Below are 19,512 nucleotides of genomic sequence, written 5' to 3'. Positions count from 1 at the left end.
GGAGGCCTCACCGGCTGACCCCTCCTCCCCCGTCCGGCGGAGGAGGACGGGCCTCCCGGCCGACGTCCGGGCCCACGTGGCGGCGGGACGCTCAGGGCATGATGCGAATCCGAGCCCTTCCCGACGTGCCCCGCTGGGCCGTCCTCGCCGCCCACGCCGTCCCCCTGGCCACTCTCCCGTCCGGCCTGTGGCGGCTCGCGCTCGTCGCCGGTCTCCCGGTCACGCAGGACGCCGAACTCGGCGCGATGTCCGCCGGCGAGTCCGTGTACGTCGTCTCCCTCAGCGTGGTGTCCGAGCTGCTCGCCCTGCTCACCCTGGGGCTCGTCCGCTCCTGGGGCGAGGTCTTCCCCCGGTGGCTGCCGTTCCTCGGCGGACGCCGGGTGAACCCGGCCGCCGCGACGGGCGCCGCCTTCGCGGGGGTGGCGGGGCTGTGCGCCATCGCCGGATGGGGCGTGTACGCGTCGTACGCGGACCTGGGGCCGGGCATCCCGGCCACCGCGGCCCAGGACGCCCTGCTGATCGCCTGCTACGCGCCGCTCGTGGCCTGGCCTGTGCTGCTCGCCGCCGTGGCGGCCGCCTACTACCGGCGGCGGCGCCACGGCGGGAAGCGTGAGGGTGGCGGCGGGCGTCAGTACGGCGCGGGCCGGCCGGCCGCGTCCTCGTGGGTGTAGAAGAGGTAGTAGGCGGCGGCGCCCGCCACCACGGCGAAGGCGAGGCCGAGCCCGCTCGACGACAGGATGCTGGCGTCGGACAGGCTGAAGAGGAAGCCGACCGCGACTCCGGTCAGGGTGCCCCAGGCGACGGCCCGCAGCTCGCGGGGGAGGACGTGGCCGTGACGGCGGAGCACGTAGATCCCGCCGGCGAGGACGGCGGCGGAGATGAGGCCGAGCCACAGCTGTCCCAGGGTGGCGGGGCCGCCGTGGCGGGCGACGGTCGTCGCGTAGAGGCCGTAGAGGACGCCGAAGATGACGGGGAGTCCCCAGCCGTGCGTACTGATCTGGCGCCGGACGGGTACCGCTGCGTGTGCCGCCATGGCAGGAGCTCCTTCGTCTCTCGCCCCCCTGCTGCATCCCGCACCCTCCAGGGCACACCCGCGCCCGGCGCCCCGCAAGTGGATCAGGCGGCGGGCCGTACGGCGACGGCGTCGATCTCGAAGAGCATCCCCGGCAGGGCGAGCGCCGCGACCCCGCTGAGGGTCTGCGCGGGCAGGCGCTCGCCGAAGTGGGCGTGCAGGGCCTTGCCGAGGACCTCCAGCTTGGCCATGTCGTGCTCGACGATGTACGTGCCGAGGCGGACGACGTGGTGGAGGCCGAGGCCGACGCCCTCCAGGGCGAGCCGCAGGTTCGTCAGGGAGAGCTCGACCTGGGCGGCGAAGTCGCCGGGGACGGGGGCGCCGGTGGCGTCGGAGGCGTACTGGCCGCCGATGAAGACGAGTTCACCGGGTGCGGCCACGGCGTGGCTGTAGCCGAAGGGGGTCGGGTCGTGGAGGGTGCCGGGGTTGGTGATGGTGCGGTGGTCGGCGGTGCCTTCGGCGGTGGAGGTCATGGCTGATCGTTCCTTCCGGAGAGTGCGGCCACCGGGCAGGCGGCCAGGGCGAGTGCGGCGCCCGCGAGGAGCACCGACGTGAGGGAGTACGCGTCGGCGAGGAGCCCTCCGAGGAGGGCGCCGAGCGCGATGGCGAGGCAGAAGACGCTGACGTTGAGGCCGGTGGCGGTCTCCACGTCGTCGGGTGCGGCGGCCATGAACCAGGACTGGAGCGCGACCGACACCCCTCCGTGGGCGAGCCCCCACAGGAGGAGCAGTCCGGTGCCGGCCGGGGCCGAGTCCCCTGCGAGGAAGGCCGCCAGGAGTACGGCGCCGAGCGCGGCGGCGATGGCGGTGAGCGTGCGGCGGGGGGAGCGGGCGGCCCGCGCCCCTGCGAGGAAGTTGCCGGCGACCCCGGCGACGCCGTACCCGAGGAGCAGGGCGCCGAGGAGGGGGGCGGGGATCTTGGAGTGGTCGGTGAGCAGCGGGCGGACGAAGGAGTACGCGAGGAAGTGGCCGGTGACGAGGGTGAGGGTGAGCAGGAGCCCGGCCCGGACCCGCTGGTTGCGGCGGGGCAGGGCGAGGAGCTTCCGCAGCCCGCCGCCGGTTGCGCCGGACGTTTCGAGGGCAGCCCTCGTCCCCGTGCCCGGCAGTCTCGGCAGCAGGGCCCTGAGGGCGAGGGCCGCGAGCAGGCCGAGTGCCCCGGTGGCGGCGAACGCCCAGCGCCAGCCCGCCTGTTCGGTCACGAGGGTGGCGGCGGGGACGCCGAGGACCGAGGCGGCGGAGACGCCGCCGAAGATCAGGGCGGTGGCCCGGCCGACGGCGGCGGAGGGGACGAGCCGGGGCGCGAGGCCGCCCGCGAGCGCCCAGAACCCGCCGATCGCGACGCCGAGGAGCACCCGGGCGGCGAGGACGGTCGCGAGGTGTCCTGCGAGGGCCGACACCAGGTTGGCGGCGGCGGCGAGCAGCAGGAAGGCGACCAGGAGGGTACGGCGGTCGGCGCCGGCCGCGCGGGCGGTGACGAGGGGCGCGGCGAGGGCGGCGACGAGTCCGGGCACGGTCACCATGAGGGCGGCGGTGCCTTCGGAGACGCCGAGGTCGGCGGCGGCCGGTGTGAGCAGTCCGACCGGCAGGAGTTCGGCGGTCATGACGGTGAAGATGCCGAGCGTGACGGCGGCGACGGCGGACCGTCCCGTGGCGCGGGGCCGGGCCCCCTTGGTATCACTGATCTGGATGTCTAACATCCAGAATCACCCCCTTCGGAAGCCCTCCCGGCGGGGAGGGCGTGGCCGTGTCAGACGTTCGCGAACCAGTGCCGGATCCGGTCGGGCGCGGCCGGCGCCTGGAGTTCCGCCCGCTGCCGGACGTCGTCCAGGGTCTGGGCCATGAGTTCGCGCCGCCAGGCGAGGTCGGCCCGTCCCATGGCTCCCGCGATGGCGCACTCGGCGGCGTACGTCCCCGGCGCCCCCGCACCGGGTCCCTGCTGCCGGATCTCGGTGCAGCGGAAGGCCTCGTCAGGGCCTTCGACGGCGGCGACGACGTCCATGAGCGTGATCCGGTCCAGGGCGCGGGCCAGCCGGAAGCCGCCCTTGGGGCCGGAGACCGAGGCGACGATCCCGGCGCGGGCGAGGGCCTGGAGCTGCTTGTTGAGGTAGGCGGGGGGCAGCTCGTGATAGGCCGCGAGGCGCGCGGCGGTCACCGCCCGCTCGGGCCCGATCCAGGCCAGGTTCAGGCAGCTGTGCAGCGCCCATTCCACGCCGTCGCTCATCTTCATGATCCTGGACTTTACATGTCCAGGATGGGGAGGGCAACGAGACAGTGCCGTCACCTCCGGCGCGCGTTCACGCCCCCTCGGCCGCCAGCTCCGCGAGGCGGGCCAGTGCCCCGTCCAGGACCGCGTGGGGCGGCGAGGCGAGGCCGATCCGGATCGCGTCGGGGGCCGGGGCGGTGCCCGTACCGACGGCGAAGGCGCTGCCCGGGGTGACCGCCACGCCCGCGCGCGCGGCGGCGGCCGCCGTGAAGGTCTCCGCCCGCCAGGGCGCGGGCAGTTCCCACCAGCAGTAGTAGGCGTGCGGGGAGGTCCTGAGAGCGTGTCCGGCGAGCCGTCGCAGGACCAGGGCGTGCCGGGCCTCCGCGTCCGCCCGCTTGGCGGCGACCACCTCGGCGACGGTGCCGTCGCCGGTCCAGCGGGTCGCGGCGGCGAGCGCGAGGCCGCCCGCCGTCCAGGCGCCGGAGCGCAGGGCCTCCGCCGCCGCCGTACGCAGCCGGCCGGGCACGACGAGGTAGCCGACCGTCAGGCCGGGGGAGAGCCGTTTGGAGAGGCTGTCGACGAGGAGGACCCGTTCGGGGGCGTGCGCGGCGAGCGGGGCGGGCGCGTCCGGTACGAGGAAGGCCCAGGTGGTGTCCTCGACGGCCGTGAGGTCCAGGCTCCGCAGCGCTTCGGCCAGTTCGGCCCGGCGTCCTTCGCCTGCGGTCGAGGAGGTCGGGTTGTGCAGGGTCGGCTGGAGGTAGACGGCGGCGAGGGGCGCGGCCCTGTGCGCCGCGTGGAGGGCTTCGGGCCGTACGCCCTCGGCGTCCAGGGCGAGCGGCACGAGCCGGATGCCGAGGCGTTCGGCAACCGCCTTGACCAGGGGGTACGTGAGCGCCTCGACGCCGAGCCGGCCGCCGGGCGGGACGAGCGTGGAGAGCGCGGCGGCGATGGCCTGCCGGCCGTTGCCCGCGAAGAGCACGCGCGCGGGGTCGGGGGCCCAGCCCGGCCGGGCGAGCAGGGACACCGCCGCCTCCCGGGCCTCCGGCGTGCCGGTGGCGGCGGCAGGCCGGGAGACGGCCTGGGCCATCACGTCGGGCCGGGCGAGGGCCGCGAGCGCGCGGGCCATCAGCTCCGACTGCCCTTCGGCTGTGGGGTAGTTGAGCTGGAGGTCGACGGGCGCGGTGCCGGTCGCCTCGGCGAGCGCGGGCCCCGGCAGCGGGGGCGCGGCCCGGACGAAGGTGCCGCGCCCGACCTCCCCGACGACCAGGCCACGGCGCGCGAGTTCCCCGTACACGCGGATGGCCGTCGAGTTCGCGATCCGGTGGCGGCGGGCGAAGACCCGCTGCGGCGGCAGCCGGTCACCGGCCTTGAGGCGCCCGCCCCGTACGGCCGCCTCGACGCGGTCCGCGATCCGCCGGTACTCCTCCATCCCGCCCCCGCCCCTTCCTTCATTGCACCGAGAGCATTGGATCTTATTGCACCGAGCAGGAGGCCGTCCCTAGCCTCCGACCATGGACTTCGCACAGATCGACGACCACCTGACCGCCTACGAGGACCGCGGCTCCGGCCGTGCGCTTCTCCTCGTCCACGGCCACCCCTTCGACCACACCATGTGGCGTCCCCAGATCGAGCGCTTCTCGCTCACCCACCGGGTGATCGCCCCCGACCTGCGCGGATACGGCGCCACGCCCCTCGGCGACACGACCGGCTCCACCGGGCTCGGGGTCTTCGCCGAGGACCTCGCCGGCCTCCTCGCCCACCTGGAGATCGACGACTGCGTCGTCGTCGGCCTCTCCATGGGCGGCCAGATCGCCATGGAGCTCCAGCGCCGCCACCCGGAACGCGTCCGCGGCCTCGTCCTCGCCGACACCTTCCCCGCCGCCGAGACCGACGAGGGCAAGGCCGCCCGCAACACCATGGCGGACCGGCTGCTGCGGGAGGGCATGCGGGGGTACGCCGACGAGGTGCTCGACCGGATGGTCGCCCCGTACAACACCCACGCCGCGCCCCACGTCCACCGCATGATGTGCGCGACCGACCCGGCCGGCGCCGCCGCCGCGCTGCGCGGCCGGGCCGAGCGGCCCGACTACCGCGAGACGCTGACCACCGTCGGCGTGCCCGCGCTCGTCGTGGTCGGCAGGGACGACACGTACACCCCGGTCACGGACGCCGAGGAGATGCACGCGCTGCTCCCCGACTCCACGCTCGCCGTGATCGAACGGGCCGCGCACCTGCCCAACCTGGAACGGCCCGAGGAGTTCGACGCCGTACTCGACTCCTACCTCCGCTCACTCGTTCGGCCCAGTTGAAAGTTCGGAATCGTACGAACGCTCCGACGATGGGCTCATGAGCCAGAACACCGCACCCCGCGAGCCGCGCACCACGCCGAGCACCTCCGGCGCCTGGGCCTCCGGCGGCACCCTCTTCGCCGGCGTCCTCATGCTGGTCACCGGCTTCATGGACGTCTTCCAGGGCATCGCAGGCATCGCCGAGGACGACGTCTACACCCGCGTCGGCGACTACGTCTTCAAGTTCGACCTCACCACCTGGGGCTGGATCCACCTGATCCTCGGCGTCATCCTCGCCCTCGCCGGATTCGGCATCCTCAGGGGCGCCGAGTGGGGCCGGGTCGCCGGTATCGCACTGGCCTCCCTCAACGTCCTCTTCCAGTTCCTCTTCCTGCCCTACCAGCCGTGGTGGGCGCTCTTCTCCATGGCCATCTCGATCTTCGTGATCTGGGCCCTGGCCACGGACGACGCCTACGGCCGCGACAAGACGTTCTGAGGCCGGGCCCATGAGACGCACCACGGCAGCAGCCCTGGCCCTCGCCGCGGCCACGGCCCTCACCCTCACCGGGTGCGACGCCGCCCAGGAGAAGGCGGGTGACGTCTTCTCGTCCGCGACCGCCGCCGTCGCCTCGGCCGCCGAGGAGAAGATGAACGAGGTCAAGGACGGGGTGAACGCCGGCGGCGACGTCGAAGCCGGACCGACGAGCACCGACGGGGACCGCACGGTCGCCCAGATCACCGCGACCAACCCGAAGGACACGGCCGCCGACTACACGATCATGGTCAACTTCCGTGACGCGGAAGGGAACTTGCTCGACTCCGTCGTCCTGAGCATCAGCGGCGTCGAACCGGGAGCCTCCAAGTCCGGTACGGCACGCAGCAATCGGACCCTCACGGGCGCCACCAAGGCGGAGATCTCCCAGGCCCTGCGACACTGAAGGGCGTGGACCGAGCCCTCACAGCCGAGCCCGTGCCGAACGCCGCACCGGCAGCCCCAGAACCGCCGCCCCTCCGGCCCAGGCACCGCCTCACCGCCTGGGCCGCCGGGCTGCTCCTGGTCGTCCCCGCCGCCGTCAGCGGCGGCCGCCTGCTCGACACGGACGGGGTCACGCCCCTCCCGCAGCTGCTCTCCCTGCTGCCCTGGTTCGCCGTGCCCGCCGCGCTCGCGGTGCTCCTCGCCGCCGTCGCCCGGCGCCGCGGCCTCACCTTCACGGCCGTCCTCGTCCTCACCGCCGTCGGCTGGGCCTCCGTACCGCACATGCCGCAGCTCGTCACCTCCTACGGCCTGCCCCTCGCCCAGGTCCGGGTGCTCGCCGCCAACGTCGAGTTCGGCCAGGCCACCGGGGCGCTGACCGACACGATCCGGCGCGAGCGCCCCCAGCTGGTGTTCGTCTCCGAATGCGACCGCGCGTGCGGGCGCGCCCTCACCGACGCCTTCGCCACCGAACTCCCCCACCGGGCCTCGGTGGACGCCGACGGCTCCGTCGGCTCGGTGCTCCTGAGCGCCTACCCGCTGACCGACGAACGGGTCGTCCCCGCGATCATGGGCATGCCCGGCGCCACCGCCGAGATCGCCGGAGTGCCCGTACGCCTCCAGCTCGCCCACCCGCTGCCGCCGCTGCCGGACCAGGTGGACGTGTGGAAGCGGGAACTCGGCCGGATCGAGGAGGACGCCCGGCAGAACACCGGCCCCCTCCTGATCGCCGGGGACTTCAACGCCTCCCAGGACCACGCCGCCTTCCGCTCGATCCTGGACACCGGCCACCTCAAGGACGCCTCCCGCGTCGCGAACGCCGGCCGCACCCCGACCTGGCCCATGGAGGGGCCGCTTCCGCCGTTCGTCCAGATCGATCACGTCCTGATCAGCAACGACTTCAGCGTCCGGGGCATCCGCTTCCTCGACCTCGCGGGCTCCGACCACCGGGCCGTCCTCACCGATCTCGACCTGCGCGGCGAGCGCTGATCGGCCACGCTGGAAGGCATGGACAACGAGGAGATCCTGGACGACATCGGCGCCCTCGTCGAGGAGGAGCGCACCCTGCGGCAGCGCACCGGCGGCCTCCTCCCGGAGGAACGCGCCCGCCTCGCCGAGCTCGAGGTACGCCTCGACCAGTGCTGGGACCTGCTGCGCCAGCGCCGCGCGAAGGCCGAATTCGGCGAGGACCCCGACACGGCGGCCCTCCGCCCGGCCACCGAGGTCGAGTCCTACCGCAACTGAGCCCGATCCGGACGACAGGCCTCACGCCCACGTGTCGGGGCGGCGAGGAGATCGCCCGCGTACCGACCGACGACTTCGGCAGCGCGGCACCGGCCGGTGTGCCGCCGGCCTCGGCCGAGGCCCAGGAGCGGGAGCCCTCCGCCGCAGCCGACGTAAGTTGGTCGCATGGCACGACCCGCAGGCCCCGTACGGCTCTCCCCGCCCGCCTGGCTCACCGCCGGGCTGAAGCCCGCACCCACCCCCATCCCCTGGGCCGCCGTGCTCCGCGCCTCCGTCGCGCTCTCGGCGCCGCTCGCCGTGGGGCTCGCGGTGGGGCAGCCGGCGTACGGGGCGCTCGTCTCGATGGGCGCCCTGTCCGGGGTCATCGGCGACACCGCCGACGCCTACCGGATGCGGGTCTTCAACATCGCCGTGCCGCAGCTGTTCGGGGCGATCGGCGTCACCCTCGGGACCCTGGTCTTCGGCCAGGGCTGGCTCGCGGTCGCCGCGCTGACCCTCGTCGCGCTCGTCTCCGGGATGATCTCCTCGATCGGCGCCGTCGCCTCCGTGTCCGGGCTGCTCCTGCTCCTCAACGCCGTCGTCGGCGCCGGCCTGCCCATGCCCGACCCCTGGTGGAAGGCGCCGCTCCTCCTCACCCTCGGCGGGCTCTTCGTCCTCGTCCTCACGCTGCTCGGCTGGCCCCTGCGCCGCGCCGCGCCGGAACGTTCCGCCGTCGCCGCGACCTACCGGGCCGTCGCCGACCTCTACGAGGCCACCGGCACCGCCTCGTACGACGACAAGCGGCACGCCGTCACCGCCTCGCTGAACCACTCGTACGACCTGATCCTGGCCCACCGGGCGCGCCAGCACGGCCGCGCCTCCGCCCTGGTCCGGCTGCTCGCGCAGCTGAACGTCGTCATCCCGCTCGCCGAGGCCGCCCCCGCCGCCCATCTGCGCGCCCAGCTGTACGGCCCGCTGTCCGCCGCGATCCCGGCGGCCGTACGGGAACTCGCGGACGCCGTCGAGGAGGGTCGCACCGGGACCCCCGTACTGGATCTGCCGACGCCCGAGCGGCCCGCCGAGAAGGCCGTCGACCACGCCCTGCGGCACGCCGCGACCGTCGTGCACAAGGCGGAACCCGACCCGTACAACGTCGACGACCGGCTCGGCCGGCCCGCCGCGCTGCGGGTCCGGGTCCGCCGGGCCACCCGCGCCGTGCTGTTCTCCGAGGCGTCCTGGCGGTACGGCCTGCGGCTCGCGCTCTGCATCGGCCTCGCGCAGGCCCTGGTCTCGCTGATCGCCGTGCCCCGCTCGTACTGGGTCGCGCTCACCGTCACGTTCGTCATGAAGCCCGACTTCGGCTCGGTCTTCTCCCGGGCCGTGCTGCGCGCCTTCGGCACGGCCCTCGGGCTCCTCCTCGCCGCGCTCGTCCTGGCCGAGGTGCCGCGCGGCTGGTGGGACGTGCCGGTGATGTGCGTCCTGGCCGCCCTCGTCCCGGCCTTCTCCGCGAAGGGGTACGCCTTCCAGACGGCGGCCATCACCCCGGTGATCCTGCTGCTCTCCGACACCCTCAACCAGGAGGGTTTCAACCTGGTCATGCCCCGCCTGTACGACTCGCTCATCGGCTGCGGCATCGCGCTGATCGCCGGCTACCTCCTCTGGCCCGAGTCCTGGCACACCCGGATCGGGGACAAGCTCGCCGACGCCGTCGCCGACGCGGCCGCCTATGTGGCCTGCGCCTTCACAGGAGACGCCGCGGCGCACGGAGGCGACGGCGGCGCGCGGCTGCGATCCCGGCGGAAGCTCTACCGCGATCTGTCCGGCGTCCGCTCGGAGTTCCAGCGCGCGCTGACCGAGCCGCCGCCCACCGGCGCCCGCGCCGCCGCCTGGTGGCCGCTCGTCGTCGCCGTGGAGCGGATCGTGGACGCGACGACGGCCGCCCGGATCCGGGTCGACCACGGCGCCCCCGCCCCCGACCCGGCGGAGGTCGCGTCCGTGGAGCGGGAGCTGCGCGAACTCTCGGCCGGACTCCGGGAGTCCGACATCCTCGTGGAGGTCCGCACGGAGCTGCCCGGCGACGAGAACGGAGTCCTCGAACCGCTCCGCCAGGAGGTCCGCGCGGCCCGCGCCATCGCCGGTCCCGACCTGCGGTAAACCTCCGCCCGGGGGCGTACGGGCGGACTTACCGGCGGTCACGGAACGGAAGCCTCCCCACCGCCGTTACCCGAATCCATCCGGGCGACTACGATGCGCTCGATTCACCGTGATCCGCGCCCGCCGCCGTCGGCAACCGGCCCGGCGGACGGGCCACTTCGCCCTGCCACCGCACCGCCTCACCTCTCGCGCCCCGAGGACCCCGCCATGCGCACCACCACGAACAGAGGGCTCCAGCCCAATGTCCTCGGTACCTTCGACACGATCGTGATGGCCGTCGCCGGCAGCGCCCCCGCCTATTCGCTGGCCGCGACCACCGCCGTCCTCTTCGGCGCCGTCGGCTTCGCGGGTCCCGCGGCCCTGCTGTACTGCGCGATACCGATGTTCGGCATCGTCCTCGCGTACGCCCGCCTCGGCCGGATCGACGTCAACGCCGGTGCCGGCTACTCCTGGGTGGGCCGTACCCTCCACCCCTTCCTCGGCTTCCTCTCCGGCTGGGCGCTGGTCTTCGCCGCCACCGTCTTCATGGTGGCCGGCTCGCTGCCCGCCGGGTCCCTCACGCTCTCCCTGATCGACCCCGATCTCGCCGACAGCACCCCGCTCGCGACCGCCGTCGGCGCCGCCTGGTTCCTGCTGATCCTGCTCGTCGTCCTGGGCGGCGCGCGGCTCACCGTGCGGGCCCAGCTGATCATGTCCGGCGTCGAGATGCTGATCCTGATCGGGTTCGTCCTGGCGGCCGTGGCGCACCGGGGCCGGGCCGCCGCCTTCGACTGGTCCTGGTTCGGCCTCGGCCAGTTCGACGGGCCGCAGGGCTTCGCCGCCGGCGCGCTGATCGCCGCGTTCTACTACTGGGGCTGGGACGTCACCAGCAACCTCAGCGAGGAGACCAGGAACAGCCGCCGCACCGCCGGACTCGCGGCGCTCGTCGGCGTCGGCTTCGTCTTCGTCCTCTTCGAGGCCTTCACCGTCGCCGTGAACGTACTCCTCAGCGCGGAGGAGATCCGTACCGCCGGACCGAACGTCCTCGCCGTCCTCGGCCAGGAGATCTGGCCCGGCGTCGGCGGCAAGCTCCTCGTCGTGGCCGTCGTCCTGTCGACCGTCGCCACCCTGGAGACCACCCTCCTCCAGGTCACCCGCTCGCTCTTCGCGATGGGCCGCGACCGGACCATGCCGGCCGCGCTCGGCGCCGTGCACCACCGCTGGAACACGCCGTGGGTCGCCATCGCCGCCGTCGGCGGCGCCGCGCTCCTGATGTTCGCGGCAGCGGCGGCGGCCGGCTCCGTGCAGCAGATCCTCAGCGACGCGGTCTCCGCGATCGGACTGCAGATCGCGTTCTACTACGGCCTCGCGGGCATCGCGGCGGTCGTCGCGTACAAGTCGGTCCTGTTCCGCTCCGTACGCAACCTGGTCCTCGGCGGCCTGTGGCCGCTGCTCGGTTCCGCGTTCATGCTCTGGGCGTTCGTCGAATCGCTCGGCGAACTCTCCACCACCGCCCTCACGATCGGCCTCGGCGGCCTGCTCGTCGGTGTCGTCCCGCTGGTCGTGTACTGGCGGAAGGGCAGCGACTACTACCGCCCGGCCCGCCTGGACGCGGTCCGGGCGCTGGCCGCGACGGAGGACTGGGGCCCGGTCGCCCGCCCGCGCACGGGCACGAGCGACAAGAGCTACGCGACGGACTTCTGAGCCGCTCCCTCCCGGAGCACCGGCCCCGCGGCCTCCGGAGGGAAGCCGGACACCTCCCCGCCACCGACCTCCGAGCGAAACCGAGCCCCTCTCCCACGACTTCTGACGGCAGCCGAACCCGAAGGAGGCCACCGATGGCCGTACGCCGACGCTCCGCGCGCTCCGCGCGCACTCCGCGTCCGGAACGCTTCGTGCCCGACTTCGACCCGGACTTCGGGGACCGCGCGCTCACCGAGGCCCGCCACGACATCGTCATCGGCCGCTGGCAGGGCGTACGGGACCTGCTCGCCGCCACCGGCGAGAACTGGGCCCGCCGTACGCACCGGATACGGCTCCTCTCGCACGCCGCGGCGGGCAGTTCCACCGTGGAGACCTGGCGGGCCGCCGAGCCGGGCAACCCGGACGCGGCCGTACTGCGGGCCGCGACCGAGGTGGTCCGGGTCTTCGACGCGGCCATCGCGGCCGGCCGGGGCGCCGCCGTGGAGCGGGGCCGTGTCGACGCCGCCGTCGACGCCTGCCGGGGCGCGGCCGACGCCGCCCCCGCCGACCCCATGCCGTGGGTGTCGCTGCTGTCGGTGGCGAGGCTGTACGAGGGCGGGGTGCCGCGCCGTGAACTGCGGCACTGGTTCGACGAGCTGCGGCGCCGGGACCCGTACAACACGGAGGGCCACATCCAGGTCCTGCGCTACTGGTCGGCGCGGTGGCACGGGACGCACGGCAGCATGTACGACTTCGCCCGCGACGCGGCGGGGGTGGCGCCGCCCGGCTCGCCGCTGCCGGTCCTCGTGCAGGTGGCGCGGGTCGAGGAGTACCGTTACATCGCGGACGGGGCGCTCGGCCGGGGCCCCGTGCGCGGCTTCGACCAGCACTGGAAGCACGAGCTCGCGGTGACGGAGCTGCGCCGTACGCACGCGCGGTGGATCGGCGGCAGGGACCCGGGGGAACCGGTCGCGCCGGAGGAGGTCGGCGACCTCAACTTCCTGGCGCACGCCGCCTGCTACGCGGGCCAGGTGGAGATCGCCCGGGAGGTGCTCGGGATGCTGGGCACGCGGGCGGCGTGGGTGCCGTGGGCGTACACGGGGGAACCGGCGGAGCAGTTCACCAGGTTCAGGGAGGGCCTGGGGGTGGAGTAGGAACCCACCCCCAGGCCCGCCCCGGTGTCATCAGACGCCGATGTCGCGGCCGTCCGTACGCCACACGGAGACGACCGAGGGGCGGACGAGCTTGCCGGGTCCGTCGGGCCACTCCGACTTCGGGGTCTCGACGGAGGCGCCGTCGAGCTCGCCCGGGTGCTGCACGGCCACCAGGACACGGCGGTCCTGGATGATCGGGCCGCAGGTCTCGGCACCCTTGGGCACGGTCAGGAACTGCTTCAGCTCACCGCGGCGCTCGCCGTGGGTGGCGACGCCGAACAGGCCGTCGTGCGAGCCGAGCTGGTTGCCGTCGGTGGAGATCCACAGGTTGCCGTGCGGGTCGAAGGCGACGTTGTCGGGGCAGGAGATCGGGGAGACCTTCTCCTTGGGGTAACCGGCGAAGTAGGTGGCCGGGTCGTTCGGGTCGCCCGCGACGAGGAAGAGGCGCCAGGCGAAGCCGTCGGAGGACGGGTCGTCCCAGTGCTCGGCCAGTTCGAGGATCTGGCCGTGCTTGTTGAGGTTGCGCGGGTTGGCCTCGTCGGCGCCCGGGTTGGTGCCCTTGCCGCGGTTGGAGTTGTTGGTGAGCGCGACGTAGACGCGGCCGGAGCGCGGGGACGGCTCGACGTCCTCGGGGCGGTCCATCTTGGTGGCGCCGACCTTGTCACCGGCGAGGCGGGTGAAGACGTACACCTCTTCGGCGGTCATGCCGGGCACGTGGGAGACGTCGCCGGTGGCGAGCGGGATCCACACGCCGGAGCCGTCGAACTCACCGTCGTTGGGAAGCTTGCCGGTGCCGTCGATCTCGGCGGCCGGGGAGTCGCCGGTCAGCTTGGCGACGTACAGGGTGCCCTCGTCGAGCAGGGTGAGGTTGTGCTCACGGGCGGCCCGCGAGCCGCCCTTCTTCATCCGCTTGCTCGACACGAACTTGTAGAAGTAGTCGAACCGCTCGTCGTCGCCCATGTAGACGACCGGGCGGCCGTCGGCGGTGAGGCGGGGCTGCGCGGCCTCGTGCTTGAAGCGGCCGAGCGCGGTGCGCTTGCGGGGCGTGGAGTCGGGGTCGTACGGGTCGAGCTCGACGACCCAGCCCTGACGGTGCGCCTCGTTGGGCTCCTGACGCAGGTCGAAGCGCTTGTCGAACCGCTCCCACTTGCGCTCGGAGGCGCCGGTGCCGATCCCGTACCGCTTGTCGGTCGGCGACGAGCCGTACGCGAAGTACTGGTTGAAGTTCTCCTCGCCGTGGAGGGTGGTGCCCCACGGGGTGGTGCCGCCCGCGCAGTTGTTGAGGGTGCCGAGGACGGTACGCCCCTCGGGGTCGGCGGAGGTCTTGAGCAGGTCGCCACCTGCGGCGGGCCCGGTCAGCTCGAACTCGCTGGTGGTGTGCAGGCGCCGGTTGAGGTGGTGGCGGGTGACCGGCGTCAGCTTGCCGGAGCGGTGCTCCTCCTGGACGACGACGACCGAGAGGCCGTGCGCGGCCCAGGCGATCTCGACCTGCTCGCGGGTCGGGTTCTCGGAGTCGTATCCGCGGAACATCAGGACTTCGTCGGTGTACTCGTGGTTGGCGACGAGGACCTGGCGGCCGTGCTCCCCGCGCAGCGGCAGCAGGGAGAGGAAGTCGTTGTTGTAGCCGAACTGGCCGGCCTGGGCCTTCGCGGTCTGCTTCTCGGCGTCGAAGGCGGGGGCGCCGCGGAGGATGGGCTCGCCCCAGCGGATGACCACGTTGTGGGTGTAGCCGGCGGGAACGGTGACCTGGTCGGCGGTGTTGGGCGCGACCGGCGCGAAGCGGAGGCCACGGGCGCCGTCGGTCTTCACCTTGCCCGGCTTCTGCGGCCTCTCCGCCAGGGCCACCGCTTCCGGGGCGTTCCCGAGGACGACGGCACCGCCGGCGGCGGAGGCGACGGTCACGACGGCGGCGGCGCGGAGGGCGGAACGGCGCGACAGGACACCGGCTATGACGTCGCCGACGTACTCGTTGTCGCTCGTGTTGGGCACCTCGTGGAAGCAGGCGTCACCACACCGGAATCGGCAGGTGAGAGCGGAACGGCCGCCTCCGTGGGGGTTCGTGCTCAGGAGCGGCAGCAGTTTGCGCACTTCGTCCTCCTCCGGCGCACACTGCGCCGACATGCTGTCGGGATACCTACGGCGGCGACGCTATGTGCGTAGATCTGCACGGGAACGGCGGCGGAGTGAACGCCGAATGAATGCACGGCAACCGGGGGCGACCGGGTCACGGAGGAGGGAGGGGGTGGCCGCTAACCTTACGTGTCCGCCCTGGCCAGGGATGAACGTCCTGAAACGCCCAGTTCGGACATTCCCACTGCACCCCCACTCATGCGAAAGGGTTCGCCCATGGGTATTCGGAGCATGCTGCGCAAGGTATTCGGTCGGGACCGCGAGGACACCCCGGCAACCTCCGTCCCGCCCCAGACGCGTGAGACCTCGTCCACGTCCACGTCCTCGGACACCCCCGAGGACGCGGCCCGCCGGGCGGCGGACGACCTGGTGGCGGCCTCGTTCGACAACCCCCAGATCCCGAAGGCCCGCGCCAGGGCCAGGGCGGGGGCGCCGGTGACGGCGACGGCGCCGGCGCCGGTGACGGTGGATACGGCTGAGGCGACTGAGGCGACTGAGGCTGAGGAGCCGAAGGCGACGCCGGCCGTCGAGGCGGAGGCGGAGACGCCGGTCGTCGAGGCGGCGACGCCGGAGCCGGTGAAGGCTGAGGAGCCGGTTTCGGCCACGGCGCCGGAGGCGGAGACGCCCGAGCCGGTGGCCGCCGAGGAGTCGGTTTCGGCCACGGCGCCGGAGGCGGAGACGGAGGTTGCCGCCGCCGCGGCCGAGTCGGCGAGTGAGCCGACCGCGCCGGTCGCCGAGGAGGAGCCGGTCACCCCGACGGCGGAGGCGGAGACCGAGCTCGCCCCGGAGGCGCCGGAGCCGGAGGTGACGGCCGAGGTGGAGGACGCCCCCGCGACGGCCGCCGCCGACGAGCCGCAGCCCACGGAGGAGGCGGAAGCGAACGCCGACGCGGACGCCGACGCGGAGGAAGTCGCTGCGGAGCAGGAGCAGCAGCAGGAGGTGGCGGCGGCGGCGGTCACGGAGCCGGCGGAGCCGGAGACGGACGCCACCGAGGAGCCGCAGGCCGAGGCCGTTCTCCCGGCGGAGCCGGAGACGACCGCCGACGTGAACGCGGACGCACCCGCCGCCGAGGAGCGGGAGCCCGTGGCGGCCGCCGCCGAGGCCGAGGCCGCCCCGGCGAGCACGGACACGGACGCGGACACGGACGCCCCGCAGTCGGCCGGTCCCGCCCTCACCCTCCCGGCCGTGAAGGCCGCCGCCCCGCACCTCGCTGACGCCTACAAGGCCGCCGGGGCCCAGCTCAGGAAGCAGGGGCTCGAAGGGGCGCGGGCCGCCGTGTACCTCGTGGTGGACCGGTCGGGTTCGATGCGCGGGTACTTCAAGGACGGCTCGGTGCAGCGACTGGCCGAGCAGGTCACCGCGCTCGCGGCGCACCTGGACGAGGCCGCCACCGTCACCACCGTGTTCTTCTCGACGGACATCGACGGCACCGTGGACCTGACGCCCGCCGACCTCACCCCCACCCGGGTGGAGGAGATCAACGGCACCCTCGGCCGCCTGGGCCGTACGAACTACCACCGCGCCGTGGAGGAGGTCCTCGCCCACCACGAGAAGGCGGACCCGGCCCGCCCTGCCCTGGTGGTCTTCCAGACGGACGGCGCCCCGGAGTCGAAGACGGCGGCCACGCAGGCGCTCATGGAGGCGGCGGGCCGCCCGCTGCACTGGCGGTTCGTGGTCTGGGGCGAGGAGGACAACAAGGCCTTCGACTTCGTCCGCAAGCTCGACGGGGCGCCCCGTACCGCCGCGTACTTCGCGGGCGTGACCCCGCTGGAGACGGCGCACGCCGCCTTCTACCGCGGTCTGCTGGCGGGCCTGGAGTTCTAGGAAGGACCCCCAGGGGGGCGGTGGTGACCGACAAGGTCGCCACCGCCCCCCTGGCGCACCGGGGCGGCCCCCGGCGGCCCCCGGTATATGGATGTGAGTGGATCTTCGTCCGACGGTTAGGATTTCGACCATGGCGGCCACTGGATCCGAGAAGCAGGGGGCGAAGGCGTTCTACGTCACGACCCCCATTTACTACGTCAACGACGCTCCTCACCTGGGCCACGCCTACACGACCGTCGCAGGCGACGTGCTCACGCGCTGGCACCGTCAGCGCGGCGAGAAGGTGTGGTACCTCACCGGCACGGACGAGCACGGTCAGAAGATCATGCGCACGGCCGAGGCGAACGACGTCACGCCCCAGGCCTGGTGCGACAAGCTCGTGGAGGAGGCGTGGAAGCCCCTCTGGGAGCACCTGAACATCGCGAACGACGACTTCATCCGCACCACGCAGAAGCGTCACACGGACCGCGTGCAGGAGTTCGTGCAGGACCTGTACGACAAGGGCGAGATCTACAAGGGCGGGTACGAAGGCCCGTACTGCGTGGGCTGTGAGGAGTTCAAGCTCCCCGGCGACCTCATCGAGGCGGAGGACGGCACGAAGCTGTGCGCCGTCCACAAGAAGCCGGTGGAGATCCTCAAGGAGGAGAACTACTTCTTCAAGCTGAGCGAGTACGGCCCGAAGCTGCTCGAGTTCTACGAGTCGAACCCGGGCTTCGTCCAGCCGGAGTCGGCCCGCAACGAGGTCCTGAACTTCGTCAAGCAGGGCCTGGAGGACCTCTCCATCTCGCGCTCGACGTTCGACTGGGGCATCCCGGTCCCGTGGGACGACAAGCACGTCGTGTACGTGTGGGTGGACGCGCTCCTGAACTACGCGACGGCCGTCGGCTACGGCGCCGACCAGGCGAAGTTCGACGAGACGTTCCCGGCGAACGTGCACCTCATCGGCAAGGACATCCTCCGCTTCCACGCGATCATCTGGCCCGCGATGCTGATGGCGCAGGGCCTGCCGGTACCGGGCCGCGTGGCCGCGAACGGCTGGCTGATGGTCGGCGGCGAGAAGATGTCGAAGTCGAACCTGACGGGCATCAAGCCGCAGGACCTGACCTCGCACTTCGGCGTGGACGCGTACCGCTGGTACTTCCTGCGGGCGATCGCGTTCGGCCAGGACGGCTCGTTCTCGTGGGAGGACTTCTCCGCCCGCTACACGAGCGAGCTGGCGAACGACTACGGCAACCTGGCGTCGCGCGTCGCGGCGATGGTCGGCAAGTACTTCGGCGGGAAGCTGCCGGCCTCGGCGGCCGACGGCGCGGCGGAGACGGCGATCCACGAGGGCCTGGCCAAGGCCGTCGCGACGGCGGACCAGAAGATCGGCGAGGACCTGGACTTCCAGGCCGGCATCCTGGCGATCTTCGACTTCGTGAAGCAGGTCAACGGCTACATCACGGAGCAGGAGCCGTGGAAGGTGGCCAAGGACGAGTCGCCGGAGGGCCAGGCCCGCCTGGCGACGATCCTCTACACGGCCGCCGAGTCGCTCCGCGCGGTCGCGGTCCTGCTGAACCCGATCATGCCGGAGACCTCGCAGGCCCTGTGGGAGTCGCTGGGCGCGGAGGAGTCCCTGGGCGCCCTGGCGACCCAGCCGGTCCAGTCCTCCGCCACGTGGGGCCAGCTCCCGGCGGGCGCGACGGTGACGAAGGGCGCGGTGCTGTTCCCGCGCCTGGAGGAGAAGAAGGACTGACGTCCTCCCGTACGACGAAGGCCGCCGTCCCCTTTCGTAGGGGGCGGCGGCCTTCGCCGTGTCTCACGCAAGCGCGAGGGCGGCGACGGCGGGGGCCATGTAGACCAGCGGGAAGGGCACGTGGGCGTACGAGCGGGCCCGCAGGATGGTGATCACGGCCCCGGCGAAGTACAGGACGAGCCCGATGGCGGCGAGCGTCCCGATGACGGGCACGAAGAACCCGACGAGAAGCCCGACGGCCCCGGCGGCCTTGGCGGCCCCGAGCCAGTTCCACCACGCCCGGGGCACCCCGTACGCGGCGAGCGGCTCGACGACGAAGGCGGCCTTGAAGAAGATCGCCGCAGCGGAGAACCCGGCCATGAAGGCGGCGACGGCGGTGACGACGACTGCGGTGGTGGACATCTCGGCGAACATCACGACGGCTCCTTCAGCCTCTCCCGTGTCCGCCCCGACCGAGCCGGACACAGCACTGACGGAGCCCGGAAGGGATGTGTGACAGCCCGCGCGAAAACTCAGTGGACCCAGTTCTTCAGGGGCTCGGTGTCGAGCTCCATCCCCACGGGCTCCGGCAGCGTGACGCTCTTCCCGAAGGGCACGGTCACGACCATCTCGTACCGCTCGCCGTCAGGTTGGGAGTGCACCCTGACCTCACCGGCGGTCCTGTCGACCAGCAGGTACACGGGAATCCCGGTCTCGGCATAGGCGCGCGGCTTCTCGACCCGATCCCGCCGCCCGGTGCCCGAGCCGCCGGAGGTGACCTCGATGGTCATCAGAACACCGTCGGGGGCGGCCCACTCCCCCTGCCCCACGAAGGCGTCGAGCGGCACGAGGCATCCATCAGGGCGGGCATTGCCCTTGCGGTACTTCTCAGCCCGGAGCCCTTGGCGGGGATAGAGCCACCAGCCGGCGTAAACCTGGATGCACCGGCGCGTGAGCGACTCGATGATCCGCCCGTGGCTCCCGTCGGGCAGCACCTTCTCCTCGATCTTCCCGTTGAGGAATTCGAGGCGCAGGGATTCGTCCACCCGTTCGCCAAGACGGGCGAGTTCCTCGAACCCCTCCTGAGTCAGAACGCTCACGCAGACTCCTACTGG

General features: G+C 73.0%; 19 protein-coding genes. 11 read left to right on the top strand and 8 right to left on the bottom strand.

Going from position 1 to position 19,512, the window contains the following annotated elements:
- The first annotated feature begins 98 nt into the window (after positions 1 to 98).
- The gene (locus IO20_RS0123955; protein WP_030553299.1) at positions 99 to 671 is read left to right on the top strand and encodes a hypothetical protein; all 573 of its coding nucleotides are present in this window, start codon (positions 99 to 101) and stop codon (positions 669 to 671) included.
- Here the strand turns inward: IO20_RS0123955 and IO20_RS0123950 are convergent.
- From IO20_RS0123950 to IO20_RS0123930, 5 genes are all read right to left on the bottom strand, one after another.
- Positions 629 to 1,033, bottom strand: a complete 405-nt coding sequence (locus tag IO20_RS0123950) for a hypothetical protein (protein WP_030553301.1) — start codon at positions 1,031 to 1,033, stop codon at positions 629 to 631. The two genes, IO20_RS0123955 and IO20_RS0123950, sit on opposite strands and share 43 nt — an antisense overlap.
- Before the next feature lie 83 nt (positions 1,034 to 1,116).
- A complete protein-coding gene (locus tag IO20_RS0123945) occupies positions 1,117 to 1,545 on the bottom strand; it encodes a RidA family protein (RefSeq protein ID WP_030553302.1) in 429 nt (142 codons plus the stop codon).
- Entirely contained in the window at positions 1,542 to 2,768 is a 1,227-nt protein-coding gene (locus tag IO20_RS0123940; protein WP_030553303.1) for an MFS transporter, read from the bottom strand. Before IO20_RS0123940 ends, IO20_RS0123945 begins: the two co-directional genes overlap by 4 nt.
- Before the next feature lie 50 nt (positions 2,769 to 2,818).
- A complete protein-coding gene (locus IO20_RS0123935) occupies positions 2,819 to 3,292 on the bottom strand; it encodes an RrF2 family transcriptional regulator (RefSeq protein WP_030553304.1) in 474 nt (157 codons plus the stop codon).
- Between the two features lie 73 nt (positions 3,293 to 3,365).
- Positions 3,366 to 4,703, bottom strand: a complete 1,338-nt coding sequence (locus IO20_RS0123930; RefSeq protein ID WP_030553305.1) for an aminotransferase-like domain-containing protein — start codon at positions 4,701 to 4,703, stop codon at positions 3,366 to 3,368.
- Positions 4,704 to 4,785: 82 nt separating this feature from the next.
- Between IO20_RS0123930 and IO20_RS0123925 the strand changes: the two genes are divergently transcribed.
- From IO20_RS0123925 to IO20_RS0123890, 8 genes are all read left to right on the top strand, one after another.
- The gene (locus IO20_RS0123925; protein ID WP_030553306.1) at positions 4,786 to 5,583 is read left to right on the top strand and encodes an alpha/beta fold hydrolase; all 798 of its coding nucleotides are present in this window, start codon (positions 4,786 to 4,788) and stop codon (positions 5,581 to 5,583) included.
- A 37-nt stretch (positions 5,584 to 5,620) separates the two neighbouring features.
- Positions 5,621 to 6,058, top strand: a complete 438-nt coding sequence (locus IO20_RS0123920) for a DUF7144 family membrane protein (protein WP_030553307.1) — start codon at positions 5,621 to 5,623, stop codon at positions 6,056 to 6,058.
- A gap of 10 nt (positions 6,059 to 6,068) precedes the next feature.
- Positions 6,069 to 6,500 carry a hypothetical protein gene (locus IO20_RS0123915; protein WP_030553309.1) on the top strand — a complete coding sequence of 144 codons (432 nt, stop codon included), beginning with the start codon at positions 6,069 to 6,071 and terminating at the stop codon, positions 6,498 to 6,500.
- 5 nt (positions 6,501 to 6,505) lie between these two features.
- Positions 6,506 to 7,525, top strand: coding sequence for an endonuclease/exonuclease/phosphatase family protein (locus IO20_RS0123910; protein ID WP_030553311.1), 1,020 nt, complete (start codon positions 6,506 to 6,508; stop codon positions 7,523 to 7,525).
- A gap of 18 nt (positions 7,526 to 7,543) precedes the next feature.
- Positions 7,544 to 7,780, top strand: a complete 237-nt coding sequence (locus IO20_RS0123905; protein ID WP_030210138.1) for a DUF2630 family protein — start codon at positions 7,544 to 7,546, stop codon at positions 7,778 to 7,780.
- A 165-nt stretch (positions 7,781 to 7,945) separates the two neighbouring features.
- Positions 7,946 to 9,913 (top strand): FUSC family protein, encoded by a 1,968-nt coding sequence (locus IO20_RS0123900; RefSeq protein ID WP_030553314.1) that lies wholly within the window; start codon positions 7,946 to 7,948, stop codon positions 9,911 to 9,913.
- Between the two features lie 207 nt (positions 9,914 to 10,120).
- Positions 10,121 to 11,596 (top strand): APC family permease, encoded by a 1,476-nt coding sequence (locus tag IO20_RS0123895; protein WP_030553316.1) that lies wholly within the window; start codon positions 10,121 to 10,123, stop codon positions 11,594 to 11,596.
- A 134-nt stretch (positions 11,597 to 11,730) separates the two neighbouring features.
- Positions 11,731 to 12,729 (top strand): hypothetical protein, encoded by a 999-nt coding sequence (locus IO20_RS0123890; protein ID WP_051874623.1) that lies wholly within the window; start codon positions 11,731 to 11,733, stop codon positions 12,727 to 12,729.
- Between the two features lie 30 nt (positions 12,730 to 12,759).
- Here the strand turns inward: IO20_RS0123890 and IO20_RS0123885 are convergent, their stop codons facing one another.
- Entirely contained in the window at positions 12,760 to 14,817 is a 2,058-nt protein-coding gene (locus tag IO20_RS0123885) for a PhoX family protein (protein WP_030553320.1), read from the bottom strand.
- 258 nt (positions 14,818 to 15,075) lie between these two features.
- Between IO20_RS0123885 and IO20_RS38065 the strand changes: the two genes are divergently transcribed.
- Positions 15,076 to 16,683 (top strand): VWA domain-containing protein, encoded by a 1,608-nt coding sequence (locus IO20_RS38065; RefSeq protein WP_030553322.1) that lies wholly within the window; start codon positions 15,076 to 15,078, stop codon positions 16,681 to 16,683.
- Between the two features lie 130 nt (positions 16,684 to 16,813).
- Positions 16,814 to 18,418 carry a methionine--tRNA ligase gene (metG, locus tag IO20_RS0123875; protein ID WP_030553324.1) on the top strand — a complete coding sequence of 535 codons (1,605 nt, stop codon included), beginning with the start codon at positions 16,814 to 16,816 and terminating at the stop codon, positions 18,416 to 18,418.
- A gap of 63 nt (positions 18,419 to 18,481) precedes the next feature.
- Here the strand turns inward: metG and IO20_RS0123870 are convergent, their stop codons facing one another.
- Together IO20_RS0123870 and IO20_RS0123865 are read right to left on the bottom strand one after the other, a co-directional pair.
- Positions 18,482 to 18,832, bottom strand: coding sequence for a DoxX family protein (locus tag IO20_RS0123870; RefSeq protein ID WP_106978636.1), 351 nt, complete (start codon positions 18,830 to 18,832; stop codon positions 18,482 to 18,484).
- 98 nt (positions 18,833 to 18,930) lie between these two features.
- A complete protein-coding gene (locus tag IO20_RS0123865) occupies positions 18,931 to 19,497 on the bottom strand; it encodes a Uma2 family endonuclease (protein WP_030553328.1) in 567 nt (188 codons plus the stop codon).
- Positions 19,498 to 19,512 lie beyond the last annotated feature (15 nt).

Source organism: Streptomyces exfoliatus, assembly GCF_000725545.1.
Classification (GTDB): Bacteria; Actinomycetota; Actinomycetes; order Streptomycetales; family Streptomycetaceae; genus Streptomyces; species Streptomyces exfoliatus.
Note: the sequence above shows the minus strand (reverse complement) of the source record. Positions and strands in the feature narration are given on the sequence as shown.